Source organism: Mesobacillus boroniphilus JCM 21738, from assembly GCF_000517385.1.
In the GTDB taxonomy this organism is placed as follows: Bacteria; Bacillota; Bacilli; order Bacillales; family Cytobacillaceae; genus Mesobacillus; species Mesobacillus boroniphilus.
Genome location: NZ_BAUW01000002.1, coordinates 118,359 through 135,892 on the forward strand (window position 1 = coordinate 118,359; position 17,534 = coordinate 135,892).

The 17,534-nt window shown below is 41.7% G+C and carries 14 protein-coding genes and 2 pseudogenes; all 16 read left to right on the plus strand.

Translation table 11 applies throughout. From position 1 onward, the window contains the following. Positions 1–46: 46 nt before the first annotated feature. The 16 genes and pseudogenes from JCM21738_RS01510 (at position 47) to rny (ending at position 17,317) form a co-directional block, all read left to right on the plus strand. A complete protein-coding gene (locus JCM21738_RS01510) occupies positions 47–1,141 on the plus strand; it encodes a BMP family lipoprotein (protein ID WP_023614828.1) in 1,095 nt (364 codons plus the stop codon). Positions 1,142–1,411: 270 nt separating this feature from the next. Beyond that, positions 1,412–2,935, plus strand: coding sequence for an ABC transporter ATP-binding protein (locus JCM21738_RS01515; protein ID WP_023614827.1), 1,524 nt, complete (start codon positions 1,412–1,414; stop codon positions 2,933–2,935). After that, the gene (locus JCM21738_RS01520; RefSeq protein ID WP_243462831.1) at positions 2,932–3,843 is read left to right on the plus strand and encodes an ABC transporter permease; all 912 of its coding nucleotides are present in this window, start codon (positions 2,932–2,934) and stop codon (positions 3,841–3,843) included. The genes JCM21738_RS01515 and JCM21738_RS01520 overlap by 4 nt, the downstream gene beginning before the upstream one ends. Next, positions 3,840–4,010 (plus strand): hypothetical protein, encoded by a 171-nt coding sequence (locus tag JCM21738_RS24980; RefSeq protein ID WP_243462832.1) that lies wholly within the window; start codon positions 3,840–3,842, stop codon positions 4,008–4,010. Before JCM21738_RS01520 ends, JCM21738_RS24980 begins: the two co-directional genes overlap by 4 nt. 1 nt (position 4,011) lies before the next feature. Further along, on the plus strand, positions 4,012–4,686 hold the full coding sequence (locus JCM21738_RS01525; protein WP_243462833.1) for an ABC transporter permease: 675 nt from the start codon (positions 4,012–4,014) through the stop codon (positions 4,684–4,686). A gap of 637 nt (positions 4,687–5,323) precedes the next feature. Then, positions 5,324–6,241, plus strand: a complete 918-nt coding sequence (locus JCM21738_RS01530; protein ID WP_035208747.1) for a GGDEF domain-containing protein — start codon at positions 5,324–5,326, stop codon at positions 6,239–6,241. A gap of 212 nt (positions 6,242–6,453) precedes the next feature. Next, a pseudogene (gene yfmF / locus JCM21738_RS01535) lies at positions 6,454–7,730 on the plus strand (EF-P 5-aminopentanol modification-associated protein YfmF). Then, positions 7,730–9,024: pseudogene (gene yfmH, locus JCM21738_RS01540) on the plus strand (EF-P 5-aminopentanol modification-associated protein YfmH). The pseudogenes yfmF and yfmH overlap by 1 nt, the downstream one beginning before the upstream one ends. Positions 9,025–9,096: 72 nt before the next feature. Next, positions 9,097–9,819, plus strand: a complete 723-nt coding sequence (gene ymfI, locus JCM21738_RS01545; protein WP_023614821.1) for an elongation factor P 5-aminopentanone reductase — start codon at positions 9,097–9,099, stop codon at positions 9,817–9,819. A 101-nt stretch (positions 9,820–9,920) separates the two neighbouring features. Beyond that, positions 9,921–10,178 carry a DUF3243 domain-containing protein gene (locus JCM21738_RS01550; protein ID WP_023614820.1) on the plus strand — a complete coding sequence of 86 codons (258 nt, stop codon included), beginning with the start codon at positions 9,921–9,923 and terminating at the stop codon, positions 10,176–10,178. A gap of 209 nt (positions 10,179–10,387) precedes the next feature. Next, a complete protein-coding gene (locus tag JCM21738_RS01555; RefSeq protein WP_023614819.1) occupies positions 10,388–11,179 on the plus strand; it encodes a DUF3388 domain-containing protein in 792 nt (263 codons plus the stop codon). Between the two features lie 20 nt (positions 11,180–11,199). Then, a complete protein-coding gene (locus JCM21738_RS01560) occupies positions 11,200–12,084 on the plus strand; it encodes a helix-turn-helix domain-containing protein (RefSeq protein WP_031307870.1) in 885 nt (294 codons plus the stop codon). Positions 12,085–12,229: 145 nt separating this feature from the next. Continuing rightward, a complete protein-coding gene (pgsA, locus tag JCM21738_RS01565; RefSeq protein WP_023614817.1) occupies positions 12,230–12,808 on the plus strand; it encodes a CDP-diacylglycerol--glycerol-3-phosphate 3-phosphatidyltransferase in 579 nt (192 codons plus the stop codon). Positions 12,809–12,832: 24 nt separating this feature from the next. Further along, positions 12,833–14,083, plus strand: a complete 1,251-nt coding sequence (locus JCM21738_RS01570) for a competence/damage-inducible protein A (protein WP_023614816.1) — start codon at positions 12,833–12,835, stop codon at positions 14,081–14,083. Positions 14,084–14,376: 293 nt separating this feature from the next. After that, the gene (gene recA, locus JCM21738_RS01575; protein WP_023614815.1) at positions 14,377–15,423 is read left to right on the plus strand and encodes a recombinase RecA; all 1,047 of its coding nucleotides are present in this window, start codon (positions 14,377–14,379) and stop codon (positions 15,421–15,423) included. 331 nt (positions 15,424–15,754) lie between these two features. After that, positions 15,755–17,317, plus strand: coding sequence for a ribonuclease Y (gene rny / locus JCM21738_RS01580; RefSeq protein WP_023614814.1), 1,563 nt, complete (start codon positions 15,755–15,757; stop codon positions 17,315–17,317). Positions 17,318–17,534 lie beyond the last annotated feature (217 nt).

The window sequence follows — 17,534 nt, forward strand, 5'->3', positions numbered from 1 at the left end:
AGAACATTCCTGCAAAATCACAAACATTCTCTGGGGGGTACAAACCTTGAAAAAGCGTAAATTTGGTTTGGTAATGTCATTGCTTTTAGCGGCAGGCACAATGTTGGCAGGTTGCGGAAGCGACGATGGCGGCAGTTCTAATGGCAAGGAGTCAGATTTAAAAGTAGGTATGGTTACTGACGCAGGTACAATTGATGACAAATCTTTCAACCAGGGCACTTGGGAAGGAATCCTTAAGGCTGAGGAAGATCTTGGTGTTAAGTCAAAGTACCTTAAGCCAGCTGGAACAACTGAAGCTGAATACTTAAAAGAAATCGGCAACTTATATGATGCAGAATATAAGTTTATCATTACACCGGGCTTTAAATTCGAAACAGCAGTTTTCCAAGCCCAAGATAAATATGAAGATGCTAAATTCGTCATCATTGACGGAAACCCACACAATGGAGACTATAATCCAGTCGTGAAAGACAACACTGTTGCAGTATTCTTCGCTGAGCATGAGTCTGGATTCCTTGCTGGTGTTGCTGCAGCTGTAGAATTAAAAGAAGGCGAAGCAGGATTCATCGGTGGTATGGAAATCCCGGCAGTACAAAAGTTCAACTGGGGCTTCCAGCAAGGACTTAAGTATGCAAACGAAAATCTTGGCACGAATGTAACTATGAAAGCTGAGAATGTTGTATATCAAGGTTCATTTGACAACGCGGCTGCTGGTGGACAAATCGCAGCTCAATTCTATGACCGTGGAGTAAATGTCATCTTCACTGCTGCTGGTGGTGTTGGCGTTGGAGCGATCAACGAAGCTAAGAACCGTGCGAAGGCTGGAGATAATATATGGATTGTTGGTGTTGACGTTGACCAGTTTGAAGATGGTAAGTACGATGGCGACAAGTCAGTTATCTTGACTTCAGCAATGAAGAAGCTTGACCAGGTTGCTTTCGACATGATCCAAGCTGAGATTGATGGCAAATTCCCAGGCGGAGAAACATTGACTTTCGATGCCAAGAACGATGGAATTGGTCTTCCAGAGAAAAACCCTAACCTGAGCGAAGAAACTACGGGCAAGGTAAAGGAAGTTTACGAAAAGATCAAATCTGAAGAAATCAAGGTCTCTGCTGAACAAGGAGATTTATTCAAGTAAAATAGTGCAAAAGAGACGGTCTCTCCCGTCTCTTTTGTCTATCAAACTCTAAACGGAAAATATTTGAAATTATAGAGAATGTGTTTAGCTATTTTCCATTTTAATATAATAATTGTACAGCTCCAGAGCCTGGCTTCTAAAATGACCGGCCCTTTTAAAGGAAGTTGTCGCATTACTTCCCCAGGTATCCGGTATAATCCTGGGAAGCTGACCAGGGCGCTTACGCTATTCTTAATAGGTATAGAGTCTAATATAAAGGTGAGTGCTACTATGAGTTATGTAGTTGAGATGTTGAATATTCGGAAAGAGTTTCCGGGTATCGTAGCCAACGATAATATTACCCTTACATTAAAAAAAGGGGAAATACATGCACTACTAGGCGAAAACGGTGCAGGAAAGTCAACCCTGATGGGTGTTCTGTTCGGCATGTATCAGCCTGAACGAGGCTTGATAAAAGTAAATGGCAAAGAAGTGAAGATTACTAATCCTAACGTTGCAAACCGTTTAGGGATTGGGATGGTTCACCAGCATTTTAAGCTGGTTGAAAATTTCACTGTAACAGAAAATATCATATTGGGCAGTGAACCGCTTAAGGGCATGGTACTCGATATTGATAAAGCCGCAAAAAGAATTGAAGAATTATCAAAGTATTACGGTTTGAATGTAGATCCTCACGCAAAAATCGAAGATATTTCAGTAGGTATGCAGCAAAGGGTAGAAATTTTGAAGATGCTTTATCGCGAAGCAGATGTACTCATCTTGGATGAGCCAACAGCTGTTCTTACACCAGCTGAAATCGATGAATTGATGAAAATTATGCGCAATCTTATTAATGAAGGTAAGTCTATTATTATTATCACTCATAAACTGAAGGAAATTAAGGCAGTTGCTGACCGTTGTACAGTAATTCGCCGCGGAAAAGGAATTGGAACTGTCAGTGTGGCAGAAGCCAGTGAGGCTAGTCTTGCCGAAATGATGGTCGGGCGTCATGTCTCTTTCAAAGTGGATAAGAAAGAAAGTACTCCTGGTGAAGTGGTACTTAAAATAGATTCTTTATCAGTTAAAAATAATAGAAAAGTTATGGGCTTGAAGGATTTTTCATTGGAAGTGCGAGCTGGAGAAATAGTCGGTATTGCTGGTGTTGAAGGCAATGGACAGACAGAAATAGTTGAAGCCATCACTGGCTTAAGAAAAGCTGAATCTGGCAGGATTTTAATCAGTGGCGAAGAAATCACGGACCTTCCAATCCGTCAACGTAATGAAAAAGGAATTAGCCATATTCCGGAAGACAGGCAAAAGCGTGGTCTTGTTTTGGATTACTCACTTGTATCAAATATGGTGCTACAAATTTATAACAAGCACCCTTTCTCTAAGCGAGGACTATTAAATTTCCCTGCTATGAAAGCGTATGCTCAAAATATCATTGAAAACTTCGATGTGCGTTCAGGTGAAGGTGCTTCTTCGATTGCCAGGACTCTTTCTGGTGGAAATCAACAGAAAGCTATCATCGGTCGAGAGCTTGAGCTCGATCCAAAGCTCTTGATTGCTGTCCAGCCGACTCGAGGTTTGGATGTAGGTTCCATTGAATATATCCATAGAAGGATTATTGAGCATCGCGACAAAGGGAATGCAGTACTTCTTATTTCATTGGAGCTTGACGAGGTCCTGCAGCTTTCAGACCGTATCGCCATCGTGAATAATGGTGAGCTTGTAGGCGAGGTAATCGCTGCGGAAACAAATGAAAATGAAGTTGGTCTTATGATGGCAGGCGTGGCTAAGGAGAGAAGCATATGAGAAATACCATCGTATCATTAATATCTATTATTCTAGGTCTGGTGGCCGGTGGCATTTTGATGCTGTTCATCGGCAGCAATCCGATTGAAGGCTATTCCTACCTGCTTCAAGGAGCATTGAAAAACCTAGAGCGTATCGGTAATACTTTAGCAACAGCAACTCCGCTTGTATTCACTGGCTTGTCTGTCGCTTTTGCATTCCGCACAGGACTTTTTAACATTGGGGCTTCTGGACAAATGCTAGTTGGGGGCCTGGCTGCTACAGCAGTTGCCTTGACTTTCGATTTATCAAGGCCAATCCTTCTGTTGGTAATGGTCCTTGCAGGCCTGGTCGCTGGTGGCTTATGGGCATTCATTCCAGGTTTGCTAAAAGCAAAGTTCAATGTTCATGAGGTTGTTTCGACAATCATGATGAACTGGATTGCCTACTGGACGATTTACTATATTGTACCAGGTTATTTCAAGGGAGAATTCCTTGAGACAGAATCTAAGAAACTGGCAGAATCAGATACATTGAGAACTCCATTCCTTACAGAGATGTTTGATGGATCTTATATTAACTTAGGTCTGTTTCTTGCAGTCATCGCAGTAATCATTATTGCCTTCATCATTGAAAAGACAACCCTTGGATTTGAATTGAAGGCAGTTGGATTTAACAGATTTGCTGCAGAATATGCGGGTATGAAAGTTAACCGCAACATTATACTGTCCATGTTGATTTCAGGTGCACTTGCTGGAGTCGGCGGTGTGGCAATGTACACAGGAAATGCTTCAAGCATACAAATTGGTATTCTGCCTGCACAGGGTTACGATGGCATCGCGGTTGCTCTTCTAGGTGCAAATCATCCTGTAGGTGTATTCTTCGCAGCAGTGCTGTTCGGGATTTTATACTCAGGTACTGGTTCATGAATGCTATGACTGAAATTCCACCTGAATTGGCAAATACCATCATTGCGATCATCATTTATTTTGCTGCAACAAGTGTAATGATTGAACGTCTATTGAACAAATTCAAGGCGAGAAAATCAAACAAAGAGGATAAAAGTGGTCCTGTAGTCGAGAAGGGAGATTCATAAGATGTGGTCAATAATAGAACAAATTTTTCCTTACGCGATTATCTTTACAATTCCTCTTCTTATTACGGCACTAGGCGGACTTTTTAGTGAAAGAAGCGGTATTGTTAATATTGCCCTCGAGGGTTTAATGGTCATCGGTGCCTTCTCTGGCGCTCTGTCAATCCATTACCTGAGCGGCGTATTGGACAACCACACATTGGTACTCTGGCTTGGAATGCTGGCTGCTGTACTTGCTGGAATAGTTTTCTCCATCTTGCATGCGTTTGCGAGCATTAATTTGAATGCGAACCAAATCATCAGTGGTACGGCAATCAACATGATTGCCACTGCCCTGACCGTGTTCCTTGCACGCAATATCACTGGAAGTGGAAACATTAGGATCTCAAGCGGTTTTTCACCATCAAATGTTCCTTTTCTATCTGATATTCCAGTGATTGGAGATCTATTTTTCACAAAAACATATCCTACAACATGGTTTGTATTAGCTATTCTTTTCGTAAGTTCATTCATTTTATATAAAACAAGGTTTGGACTTCGTTTAAGATCATGTGGTGAATTCCCTCAGGCTGCTGAAGCAGCAGGAATCAATGTCAGGAAAGTCCGTTACAGCGGGGTACTGATCTCTGGAGCTTTCGCTGGATTGGGCGGAGCTGATTATTGTCACGCAGTCAGGTGAATTCACAGGGACAGTTGCAGGTCTGGGCTTCCTTGCACTTGCTTCCTTGATTTTTGGTCAGTGGAAACCGCTAGGTGTGCTGGCAGCGACATTATTCTTTGGATTTGCCAGTACGATTGCTAACGTCTCTCAAGTAATTCCTGAGTTGGCTGTTATTCCACCAATCTTGTTGAAAATTTTCCCATACGTAGTAACGCTAATCGCCCTTGTTATATTCTCCAAGTCAACACAAGCACCAAAGGCGGTTGGAGAAACTTTTGACAGTGGAAAACGCTAAACCTGTATATTGTTAAAAGAGGTACCTGCTCAAGGTGCCTCTTTTATTTCATCACTTTCATTTCTTGATTATATAACTCACGGATAAAATATCATGAGAAATTGTATATTCATTTTAGAATAAATCTTCCATATGTGTTAATATAAAGGAAAAGATTTCTAAAAAATAATATCGTCAAGAGGGCATGCATATGAAACTTTCATTATATATGGATGATCGTGAAACAGAAAAAATTTTTCTTATTTACGCTGGATATTCTTGTTGGTTGGGATTATGATATTTTATTATCCCCCTCTGGCGGATAGGCTTAATTTCACTAAAGAAACGTTTCCCTTATTGTTGGCGATAGGATTTGTCTATATGACTGTGACTCAGGTTGCTTTGATTAAAATGCCTGCGGGAAACGAGTATTTCAATTTGCTTACGAAAGCCGGAATCGTATTTGATTATATTGCGCTGATGTGGCTTCTTGCCTTGACGAACGGAGTTTTGTCGCCGCTTTTTCCGATTGCTTACTTGGTTGTCATGCATGCGACTATTTACTGGAGGACAAAAGGGGCAATTTTATCCTCGATTTCGTTGACAGCAGGATACTCAACTATTTTTGCTGTACAGGCTCAATTCGACTTTAATACAACCTTTGTCTTCATTTTAAATCTAGTTTTCATTTGGATCATCGGTGTGTTTGGGTCCTTAATTGTCATTCGTGAAAGAAAGCATTTGAAACAGAAGGAAATCTTTCATGAATTGATGTTCACTGATTACTTAACAGGCTTATACAATCATCGGCATTTCCAGGAACAACTAAGAATTATGACGAGGGCACGGCAAAACTTCTTGCTTGTCATGGGAGATATCGATCACTTTAAGCAAATCAATGACCAGTTTGGCCATTTGATTGGAGATGAAATCTTAAAAAATCTAGGTGGTATTTTTCGGGACCTCGCCGAAGATTACGATGCACAGGCCTTCCGTTATGGTGGAGAAGAGTTCGCATTTCTATTGCCGTCCATCGAGGAAACCAGGCAAATTAGTTTTTTTGATGACCTATATGGAAGGTTATCATCTGAGAAATTCAGTAAAGAATGCCTTAGTGTCACAATGAGCTTTGGGATCGCTTCTTCAAAGAGTGGGATTTTGCCAGATAAACTTCTTGGTTATGCGGACCAGCTTTTGTACAGCGCAAAGGCAAATGGAAAAAATCAGGTGAAATTTGAATCACGATATACATATTATTATTCGAAAGCTAAAGAAGAAATAGCTGCTTCAAAGCAATAAAAGCTTCCTAATTGGGAAGCTTTTGCCGTATTCGCTGCCAATTCCTTGAATTAGCCTGAATGTCAAAGGTATAGTTAGAGTATATTTATTGGAATATTAAATAGAGATTTCACAACGTATACATAACAAGGAAGAATGTTTTATTTTCATCAATGATGTGAAGAAGAATGTTTGTAAGCAAGTCCTGGTGTTATAAATAAAGGAGGATCTCAATGGCTGTCATTTCAGAAAGTATCAAGGATATGAAAGGCTACAAGCTCCATATTGTCAAAACCGAAAAATTCAAGACGAATACAATTGTTTGGAAGATGAAGGCACCGCTTACCAGTGATGATGTAACGAAACGGGCACTGCTTCCGTACGTGCTCCAAAGCAGCTCCAAGGCTTACCCTACCACTTCAAAGTTTCGTTCCAATCTTGATGAGCTTTATGGTACAAATTTATATGTTGATGTTTCAAAAAAGGGAGAATATCAGGTCCTCAGTTTTTCATTGGAAATTGCTAATGAAAAGTTTTTAAGTGACCGTGATCCTTTACTGAAAAAAGGAATGCAATTAATGGCGGAAATATTGGTGAATCCGCTTGCAGACAATGAAGCATTTGACAAAGAAACTGTCGAAAAGGAAAAACGAACGTTAAAGCAGCGTATCCAGGCTGTCTATGATGATAAAATGAGATATTCGAATTTCAGACTCATCCAGGAAATGTGCAAGGATGAACCATATGCGCTCCATGTCAATGGGGAGATTGACCACATTCCGCAAATCGATGAGAAGAATCTTTATGAATACTATAAAAAAGCCTTTGCTGAAGATGAGCTTGACTTGTTCATTATCGGGGATGTTGAGGAGACAGAAGTCCAGACTATTGCCCAAGAACTCCTGCAATTTAACGAGCGCACACCGAAATTTGTTGAGCCTGCTAAAGATGCTCATGTCGAAGAGGAAATTGTCAAGGATCAGGAGGATGTCAAACAAGGGAAGCTGAATATAGGCTACAGAACAAATGTATTTTATGGTGATGACGATTATTATGCTCTCCAGGTTTTCAACGGGATTTTCGGAGGCTTTTCACATTCCAAGCTTTTCTTGAATGTCCGGGAGAAAAATAGCCTTGCCTATTATGTCGCAAGCCGTCTTGAAAGCCATAAAGGTTTGATGATGGTTATGTCAGGCATTGAATTTGAAAATTTCGAGCTGGCTGTAAAAATAATTCGTGAACAGATGGAAGCAATGCAAGCAGGCGATTTTACAGACCAGGAAATCGAACAGACAAAGGCAGTGATTGAAAACCAAATGCTTGAAACAATGGATACAGCAAGAGGATGGTAGAGGTCCTGTACCATAATGTTGTTTCTGGACAAAATGTCAGCCTCGATGACTGGCTTCAAGGCATGAGTAAAACCACAAAAGAAGAAATCGTTGATGTAGCTAAAAAGGTTCAGCTTGATACGGTCTACTTCTTAACTGGATTGGAGGCGGACAAATAATGGAGAAAATCACTTTTGAACAGCTTCAGGAAGAGATGTACTACGAAAAGCTGAATAATGGGCTTGATGTCTACATCCTTCCGAAAAAAGGCTTCAATAAAACATATGCTACTTTTACAACTAAATACGGGTCAATCGATAATCACTTCCTTCCGCCGGGAAAGGATGATTATGTGAAGGTGCCTGATGGCATAGCCCATTTCCTTGAGCATAAATTGTTTGAGAAGGAAGATGGGGACGTGTTCCAGCAGTTCAGCAAACAGGGAGCATCTGCGAACGCTTTCACCTCCTTCACGAGGACAGCTTATTTGTTCTCCAGTACATCCAATGTTGAGAAAAACCTGGAGACGTTGATAGACTTTGTTCAGGAACCATATTTTACAGAGAAGACAGTTGAAAAGGAAAAGGGAATCATCGGGCAAGAAATCACAATGTACGATGATAACCCTGATTGGAGACTGTATTTTGGCCTAATCCAGAATATGTATAAAAACCATCCGGTAAGCATTGATATCGCAGGTACGATCGAATCGATTTCCCATATTACGAAAGATATGCTGTATGAATGCTATGAAACCTTTTACCATCCAAGCAATATGTTATTGTTCGTAGTTGGTCAAGTTAACCCTGATGAAATCATGGGCTTGATAAAAGAAAACCAGGGGAAGAAGGAATACAAAAACAAACCGGAAATCAAGCGGGTATTTGATGAGGAACAGGCAGGGGTTGCGGAAAAGAAACAGGTCCTGAAAATGAATGTCCAGACGTCCAAGTGCCTTGTTGGCATCAAGGCGGCTGACCCAACTGAGTCAGGCAAGGAGATGCTGAAAAAGGAGCTGTCAATCAATGTGATGCTTGATATTCTCTTTGGAAAGAGTTCTGAAAACTACACCGAGTTATATGGCTCAGGTTGATTGATGATACGTTTTCCTACGATTATACAGAGGAGCATGGCTTTGGTTTTGCGATGGTTGGCGGTGATACGAATGAGCCTGATGTCCTCGCCAGCAAGCTTGAAGAAATGCTGATGGATGCAAAAGCAGGCCGAGGGTTAACAGTTGAAAACCTTGAAAGGATGAAAAAGAAAAAAATAGGAGCATTTCTAAGGGCTGTTAATTCACCTGAATATATAGCGAACCAATTCACACGATATGCATTTAACGATATGAATCTATTTGATGTAGTTCCTGTCCTTGAAAGCTTGACACTGGACGATATCAAGAAGGGTGCTGACAAGCTGATTGCCGAAGAGCGGTTCACGGTTTGTCAGGTAGTCCCCAAGGATAAGAAATAGCCAACCATTCAATAAGATATGCGCCGGTCTTATCCGGCGCATTATTTAATGAGGTATCTGGAGAGGAAGAATATGAAGAAATTCGCGCTCGTAACTGGAGCAAGTGGAGCGATTGGCAACGCGATTTCCAAGAAGCTTGCGACAGAAGGTTATTCGCTTTACCTGCACTTTAATCAGAACGAAAAAAGAATGGAAGAACTTGTAGGCCAAATTGAACACTTTGGCGGCGAGTATATACCAATCAAGGCCAATCTGGCCTCAAAATCAGGATACTTGGAATTAGCTGCAAATATCTTTTCGCTTGATGCAATTGTACATAATGCGGGTAATGCCTTATATGGTCTTGTTGAGGACTTAGAGGAAAATGATGCAGAGGAACTTATCCAGATTCACCTTACGTCTCCGCTAATGCTGACGAAAAAGCTTATTCCTAAATTAAGGGCCAAGGGAAGCGGAAGTATCGTCATCGTGTCATCGATATGGGGACAGACAGGCGCATCCTATGAAGTAGCTTACTCTACTGTGAAGGGCGCGCAAATAGCCTTCGCCAAAGCCCTGAGCAAAGAGCTGGCAAGCTCCAATATTAGGGTGAATGCCGTAGCGCCAGGTGCCATTCAAACCCCTATGGTTGAAGGATTCACCCATGAAGAGATTGCGGCTATCACCGAGGATATTCCATCAGGTCGTTTAGGATCAGCTGAGGAAGTAGCAAGTGTTGTTGAATTCCTGTTATCTGTAAAGTCTTCCTATATAACTGGACAGGTCCTGGCAGTGAATGGTGGCTGGTTAACCTGACGGTTATGTGACAATTTTTCAAAACATGTATTGGAATGAATAATAATTGTCGTACGTATGCAAAATAACCTTGTACTATTTTAGACAAGGAGGTTGTCAATATGTCCGTATTGGATAATTGGAATCAGTGGAAGGATTTCTTGGGAGACCGCCTTCATCAGGCGCAGGACCAGGGGATGAATAAAGAAGTTATGGGAGACCTTGCCTACCAAATCGGGGACTATCTTGCCAAGAATGTCGACGCTAAAAATGAGCAGGAAAGAGTCCTTGCAGACCTTTGGTCAGTTGCAAGCCCTGACGAACAACATGCCATCGCTACAATGATGGTTAAACTTGTACAGAACAACGGCACAAATTAATATGTAAGATTTGAGAGGGGACTGCCAGATTCCTCTCTTTTTTTATTTGCACGTCTTTGAAAAAGGCACATAAGCGTAGGTTTCTTTTACTTTTGACTTCTGGCTTGTTTTTCCTTTCATCTTCCTTGAAAATCATATAATATAGTAGCTAGATATTTGATGTCAAAATGTGTCGCAATCAAGTGACCTTATAGCAGAGGGGGAGAATGATGGAAAAGAAAGAATGGTACTTGGAATATGAAATAGTAATTAACCGTCCAGGACTGCTAGGTGATATATCCTCTTTGCTTGGTATGCTGTCAATCAACATTGTTACGATCAATGGAGTCGATGAAGGTAGACGTGGTCTGTTGATCCTTGCCAAAGATGATGACCAAATTGATCGTTTAGAGTCAATTTTGAATACAATGGATACAATAAGGGTAATTAAAATCCGTGAACCCAAGCTTCGTGACCGAATGGCTGTCAGACACGGCAGATATATACAGCGTGACGCAGATGATAAAAAAACATTCCGCTTTGTAAGGGATGAACTTGGACTACTCGTTGATTTTATGGCAGAATTGTTTAAGCAGGAGGGGCACAAGCTGATTGGCATCCGTGGTATGCCGCGAGTTGGCAAGACCGAATCGGTTGTGGCTTCTAGTGTTTGTGCAAATAAACGCTGGTTGTTTGTTTCTTCAACATTATTGAAACAGACAATCCGGAATCAATTGATTGAAGATGAATACAATGCAGAAAACCTATTTATCATTGACGGAATCGTTTCCACAAGGAGGGCAAATGAAAAGCACTGGCAGCTTGTCAGGGAAATTATGCGCCTGCCTGCTGTAAAGGTTGTGGAACATCCGGATATTTTTGTCCAAAACACGGAATATACGTTGGATGACTTTGATTATATTATTGAACTTCGGAATAACCCTGATGAAGAAATCGTTTATGACATGGTTCAGAAGAATCACATGTTCACCGATTCTGATTTTGGAGGATTTGATTTTTAACAGTATTGGAAGGTGTTATCGTGACTGAGTTAGGAAATATATTAAAGGAAGCACGTGAAGCTAAGGGCCTCAGCCTGGACGAACTGCAGTCCATCACGAAAATACAGAAGCGCTACCTTCTTGGGATCGAAGAAGGCAATTATTCAATGATGCCAGGAAAGTTCTATGTCCGTGCATTCATTAAACAATATGCTGAAGCTGTGGGGCTTGATCCAGAACAGCTGTTTGAGCAGCACAAAAATGAAATTCCATCTACATATAACGAAGAGCTGCCAGAGCAGCTTTCCCGTGTCCAGTCGAGGAGGAGTCTGTCACCTGATACTTCGAAAGTCTTGGACTTCTTGCCGAAACTATTAATTGCCCTATTCATGATTGGTGCCATTGCCCTTATTTGGTATCTGATTGTCAAAAGTGCTGGAGATGATGCGGAACAGCCAGCAAATACAGACAAGAGCAAAACGAACATTGAAGAGCCTCAAAACTTTGCAGATGATAGCGGCGACGAGGGTGCAGGCGAGGAAGAAGATCCACCTGAGGAAGAAGAACCAGCCGAAGAGGAAGCTGAGCCTGAAACTCCTGCACAGGAGCTTACAGTCGCATCGAACAGCGGCAGCAACACGGTTTATGAATTGAAGAATACAGACAAGTTCGTCGTGAAGGTAGTTTCTTTAGGCAGGACATGGGTTAGTGTTAAAAACGGGACAGGCAAGATTTATTTTGGTGAAGAGTTGAATAAAGATGCCAAAGTCAGCCAGACCGCTGACCTGACAAACGATACTCAGGCTTTGATAAAAGTCGGCTTTGCTCCAGATACCGAAATATATGTAAATGATCAGAAGCTGGAATATGCAATTTCCCCTGCAGACGCTACGACACAGAATATAACCATCAATTTTGTTAAGTAAGGTTTAATTCTATTGCCCGTATGGACTTTTGTTTATACGGGCTAAAATTATAATAGGCATATTAAATGACGATTTATACATATTGGATATAATGAAAGAAGTCAAAATTAATGACTTTGTAATTTTTCATCTGGAGGAAAAGAATATGAACTTGCCAAATAAAATTACGGTTTCACGAATTTTATTGATTCCGTTATTCATGATCATCATGATTGTTCCATTTTCATGGGGGGAAATCTCCCTTCTTGGTACAACAATGCCAGTCACTCATTTTGTAGGAGCGCTAATATATATTTTTGCATCTGTGACGGATTGGGTTGACGGCTATCTGGCACGAAAGCACAATTTGGTTACGAATCTTGGGAAATTCCTTGATCCGCTTGCAGATAAATTGCTTGTTTCTTCTGCATTGATTGTATTGGTTGAGCTTGGTTTTGCTCCTGCGTGGATTGTTATCATTATCATCAGCCGGGAGTTTGCCGTAACAGGACTTCGTTTACTGCTCGCAGGCGGCGGTGAGGTTGTTGCCGCAAAAATGCCTGGAAAAATCAAAATGTGGGCACAAACAGTGGCAATTTCAGCGTTGTTGCTGCACAACATCATTTTTGAAGCATTCTCCATTCCATTTGCGGATATCGCATTATGGGTGGCAATGTTCTTTACAATTTGGTCTGGATGGGATTATTTCGCTAAAAATATGCAAGTATTCCGTAATTCCAAATAATTGATTTTGTCAGGGGGACAAGAAATGAATGCCGAAATCATTGCTGTGGGAACTGAATTGCTCCTTGGGCAAATCGTCAATACAAACGCCAGATTCCTTTCCAGGCAGCTTGCCGATCTGGGAATCAATGTATTCTACCATACAGTCGTCGGGGATAATCCTGATCGATTGAAGAGCGCGATGGAAATTGCTCGGGAACGCGCGAACCTGATTATCTTCACTGGCGGATTAGGTCCAACGAAAGACGACCTGACAAAAGATACAATTGCTGGTCAGCTTGGTAAGCAGCTTGTTCTTGATGAAGAAGCCATGAGGTCCATCGAATTATATTTTGAAAAAACGAACAGGGTAATGACTAAAAATAACAGGAAGCAAGCTCTCGTGATTGAGGGATCAACCGTCCTGAAAAATGAACATGGCATGGCTCCGGGAATGTTCCTGACAGCAGCAGACAACAAGTTCATGCTTCTGCCGGGACCACCGTCCGAGATGGAGCCAATGTTCTTGAAATATGGCCAGCCGGCTTTAGAGGGCATGACCGGCAAACAGTCTAAAATTGAATCGAGGGTCCTGCGGTTTTTTGGAATCGGCGAGGCAGCCCTTGAATCTGAAATAGAAGATTTGATAGACCAGCAGAGCAATCCAACCATCGCTCCTTTGGCTGGTGACGGTGAAGTTACACTGAGGCTTACGGCCAGAGATGATTCCAAGGACACAGCACAAGCATTGATTGATAAAGTGGAAGCAGAAATCATGGACAGAGTCGGTGAGTATTTTTATGGTTATGACGAAACTTCGTTAATGATCGAGCTTTCGAAACTGTTGAGAAACAAAAACTTGACCCTATCAGCGGCTGAAAGCTTGACAGGCGGAATGTTCCAGCAGGAATTGACTTCAATCTCCGGTGCAAGCAGCCTTTTCAAAGGTGGCTTAGTTTGTTACTCGAATGAAGCCAAAATAGGACTTGTTAAGGTTAATCCGGAAACGATTGAGAAGTATGGGGCTGTTAGTGGTGAATGTGCGGAAGAACTAGCAATGAATGCTGCAGCACTTACAAACTCTGACATCGGCATTAGTTTTACCGGAGTAGCTGGTCCCGATAGCCTGGAAGGCCATCCACCAGGGACGGTATTTATCGGGCTCCTCGTAAAAGGCCAGCCAGTCCATTCAGAAAAACTTAGCCTGAGTGGCTCCCGCACCGATATCAGGAAGAGGGCTGTAAAGTTTGGCTGCCAGATTATAATTAATAGATTATCAGGAACACGGAAGCAATAGTTTCCGTGTTTTACTTTTTATTATTAAAAAACGATCCTGCATCCAACCATTCTTAAATAGAAAGATTTCTTGCGAAAATCCTGTTTTAAAGGGTATAGTCTGTAAAAAAACTAGTGAAACATTCACGTAAAATTCAATTTTATCAATTTCCCGTGGTCTAAAAAAACGAATAAATGTTCGATTTTTAATAGACAAACACCCTGGAAAAAGGTATAGTAATAGTAGGCTTTAAATAAGTGATTTGCGGCCAAGCAGTATGCTGGTTCGTTTTTATATAATAAGGAGGAATTTGAGTGAGTGATCGTCAAGCTGCCTTAGATATGGCGTTAAAACAAATTGAAAAGCAATTTGGTAAAGGCTCAGTTATGAAATTAGGAGAGAAGACAGATACAAAGATTTCTACTTCTCCAAGCGGATCCCTTGCGCTGGATGCTGCACTGGGAATAGGCGGATATCCTCGCGGACGTGTTATTGAAATCTACGGACCTGAGAGTTCAGGTAAGACAACTGTTGCTCTTCATGCGATCGCAGAAGTACAGGCTAATGGCGGTCAGGCGGCATTCATTGACGCTGAACATGCTCTTGATCCTGTATATGCACAGAACCTTGGTGTAAATATCGATGAACTTCTTCTTTCACAGCCGGACACAGGAGAACAGGCTTTGGAAATCGCAGAAGCGCTTGTGCGAAGTGGAGCAATTGATATTATTGTAGTTGACTCCGTTGCAGCCCTTGTTCCAAAGGCTGAAATTGAAGGTGAGATGGGTGATGCCCACGTTGGTCTTCAGGCTCGTTTGATGTCTCAGGCATTGCGTAAGCTTTCAGGTGCAATCAACAAATCAAAGACTCTCGCTATCTTCATTAACCAGATTCGTGAAAAAGTCGGTGTTATGTTCGGTAACCCTGAAACAACACCTGGCGGACGTGCTCTGAAATTCTATTCAAGTGTACGTCTTGAAGTGCGTCGTGCTGAAACACTTAAGCAGGGCAATGACATGGTCGGTAACAAAACAAGGATCAAAGTTGTAAAGAACAAGGTTGCACCTCCGTTCCGTACAGCGGAAGTGGATATCATGTACGGTGAAGGGATTTCCCAAGAGGGGGAAATCATCGATATGGGATCAGACCTTGATATCGTTGATAAGAGCGGTTCCTGGTATTCCTATAATGGTGAGCGTCTTGGACAGGGAAGGGAAAACGCAAAGATGTTCCTTAAAGAAAACCCGTCCATCCGTCTGGAAATCAAGCAGAAAATCCGTAATCACTACGGTCTTGATGGCGGTTTTACGGTAACTGAAACTGAAACTGATGAAGACCAGGAAGAACTCAAATTGGATTAATAGATTAGCTATGTTTATAAACAAGGTCTCCTGAAAGCCAGGAGACCTTGTTTGTGCATATTCTTAAAGTGAAGCGGCCGGAACGAAAATCAACCGACGCAGCACAAAAATAAGAATTGATTGAATAATTAATCAAACCGATAGAATCCTTGCAGGACAAACCCTTGACAATAAAATTTGACAGCTTTACAATTAAAAATGTATATTTTATATTTTCATGGTATTAAAAACGTTTAAAAGCATTTGAGCTGTATATTGATGCTTGTAACAATGTACATGCCGACACTTTAAAAAACGTAACACAAGTTCATAGCAAGAGGAGGTGAAAATGATGGATCTAATTATTTCAATCATCTCCATTTTGCTTGGCCTATTCGTCGGTGCAGTTGTTGGCTATTTTTATCGTAAATCCGTTGCGGAAGCAAAAATTGCAGGTGCTAAAAACGCCGCAGAACAAATTGTTGAAGATGCGAAGCGTGAAGCAGAGGCTATGAAAAAAGAATCCCTGCTGGAGGCTAAGGATGAAAATCACAAACTGCGTACAGAAGCAGAGCGTGAAATTCGTGAACGAAGAAATGAACTGCAAAAACAAGAAAATCGTTTATTGCAAAAAGAGGAGAATCTTGATCGCAAAGATGAGTCGTTGAACAAACGTGAGAATCTTTTAGAGAAAAAAGATGATGCTCTTTCCAGAAGACAACAGCATATTGAAGAGATGGAAAGCAAAGTGGACGAGATGGTACGAAATCAGCAGACTGAACTAGAACGCATCTCGGGCTTAACGCGTGATGAGGCTAAATCCATCATTTTGGAGCGAACTGAGCAAGAACTTGCTCACGAAATTGCACTAATGATTAAGGAAAACGAAAACAGGGCGAAAGAAGAATCCGATAAGAAAGCGAAAGAAGTACTTTCACTGGCCATTCAAAGATGTGCAGCAGATCATGTTGCTGAAACGACTGTATCAGTCGTAAATCTTCCGAATGATGAAATGAAAGGGCGTATTATCGGGCGCGAGGGACGGAATATCCGCACCCTGGAAACGTTGACGGGAATTGATCTCATTATTGATGACACTCCAGAAGCCGTTATCCTTTCTGGATTTGACCCAATCAGACGTGAAACAGCCCGTCTAGCTCTAGAGAAGCTTGTCCAGGATGGACGTATTCACCCGGCTCGAATTGAAGAAATGGTTGAGAAAGCACGCCGTGAAGTAGATGAACACATTCGTGAGGTTGGGGAACAGACTACCTTCGAAGTTGGAGTGCACGGACTGCATCCGGATCTTATTAAAGTTCTTGGCCGCTTGAAATATCGTACAAGCTATGGACAGAATGTACTTAAGCATTCAATGGAAGTAGCCCAATTGTCCGGATTGCTTGCAGCAGAGCTAGGTGAAGATGAGACATTGGCTCGCCGCGCAGGACTCCTGCATGATATCGGAAAGGCGATTGACCACGAGGTAGAAGGAAGCCACGTTGAAATTGGCGTTGAGCTAGCTACTAAGTATAAGGAACATCCTGTTGTTATCAACAGCATTGCTTCCCACCATGGTGATACGGAGCCAACTTCGATTATTGCAGTACTTGTTGCTGCTGCTGATGCATTGTCAGCTGCAAGGCCTGGCGCTCGCAGCGAAGCTCTTGAAAACTATATCCGCCGTCTTGAAAGGCTGGAAGAGATTTCTGAATCCTATGAAGGAGTCGAAAAATCATTTGCAATTCAGGCGGGTAGAGAAATCAGGATCATGGTTAAGCCTGATCAAATCGATGACTTGCAGGCACACCGCCTCGCACGTGATATTCGAAAGAAAATCGAGGAAGAGCTCGATTATCCTGGACATATCAAAGTAACAGTCATCCGTGAGACACGGGCAGTTGAATATGCAAAATAAAGCGGTGCTTCGGCGCCGCTTTTTATATTGGCCGATAAACTCCAATGATTTTCCCCTAATCTCTATGTTATGATACAATTTTATCAAATGGCTGCTTTAATACTGGTTATTGCTTTCGAAGGCTTATATAAGTAGAAGAAAGCGATAAAGTTTACGAAAAGAGCCTACCTAAATAACTTATTTTAAAGACAGGAATGTGAATGCAATGAGAATTTTA

Coding starts and splice junctions, on each gene's coding strand:
- ymfI (WP_023614821.1), top strand. CDS start 9,097: ATGAAGAAATTCGCGCTCGTAACTGGAGCAAGTGGAGCGATTGGCAAC.
- JCM21738_RS01520 (WP_243462831.1), top strand. CDS start 2,932: ATGAGAAATACCATCGTATCATTAATATCTATTATTCTAGGTCTGGTG.
- JCM21738_RS01530 (WP_035208747.1), top strand. CDS start 5,324: ATGACTGTGACTCAGGTTGCTTTGATTAAAATGCCTGCGGGAAACGAG.
- rny (WP_023614814.1), top strand. CDS start 15,755: ATGGATCTAATTATTTCAATCATCTCCATTTTGCTTGGCCTATTCGTC.
- JCM21738_RS01570 (WP_023614816.1), top strand. CDS start 12,833: ATGAATGCCGAAATCATTGCTGTGGGAACTGAATTGCTCCTTGGGCAA.
- pgsA (WP_023614817.1), top strand. CDS start 12,230: ATGAACTTGCCAAATAAAATTACGGTTTCACGAATTTTATTGATTCCG.
- JCM21738_RS01525 (WP_243462833.1), top strand. CDS start 4,012: ATGTGGTCAATAATAGAACAAATTTTTCCTTACGCGATTATCTTTACA.
- JCM21738_RS01515 (WP_023614827.1), top strand. CDS start 1,412: ATGAGTTATGTAGTTGAGATGTTGAATATTCGGAAAGAGTTTCCGGGT.
- JCM21738_RS01555 (WP_023614819.1), top strand. CDS start 10,388: ATGGAAAAGAAAGAATGGTACTTGGAATATGAAATAGTAATTAACCGT.
- JCM21738_RS01550 (WP_023614820.1), top strand. CDS start 9,921: ATGTCCGTATTGGATAATTGGAATCAGTGGAAGGATTTCTTGGGAGAC.
- JCM21738_RS24980 (WP_243462832.1), top strand. CDS start 3,840: ATGAATGCTATGACTGAAATTCCACCTGAATTGGCAAATACCATCATT.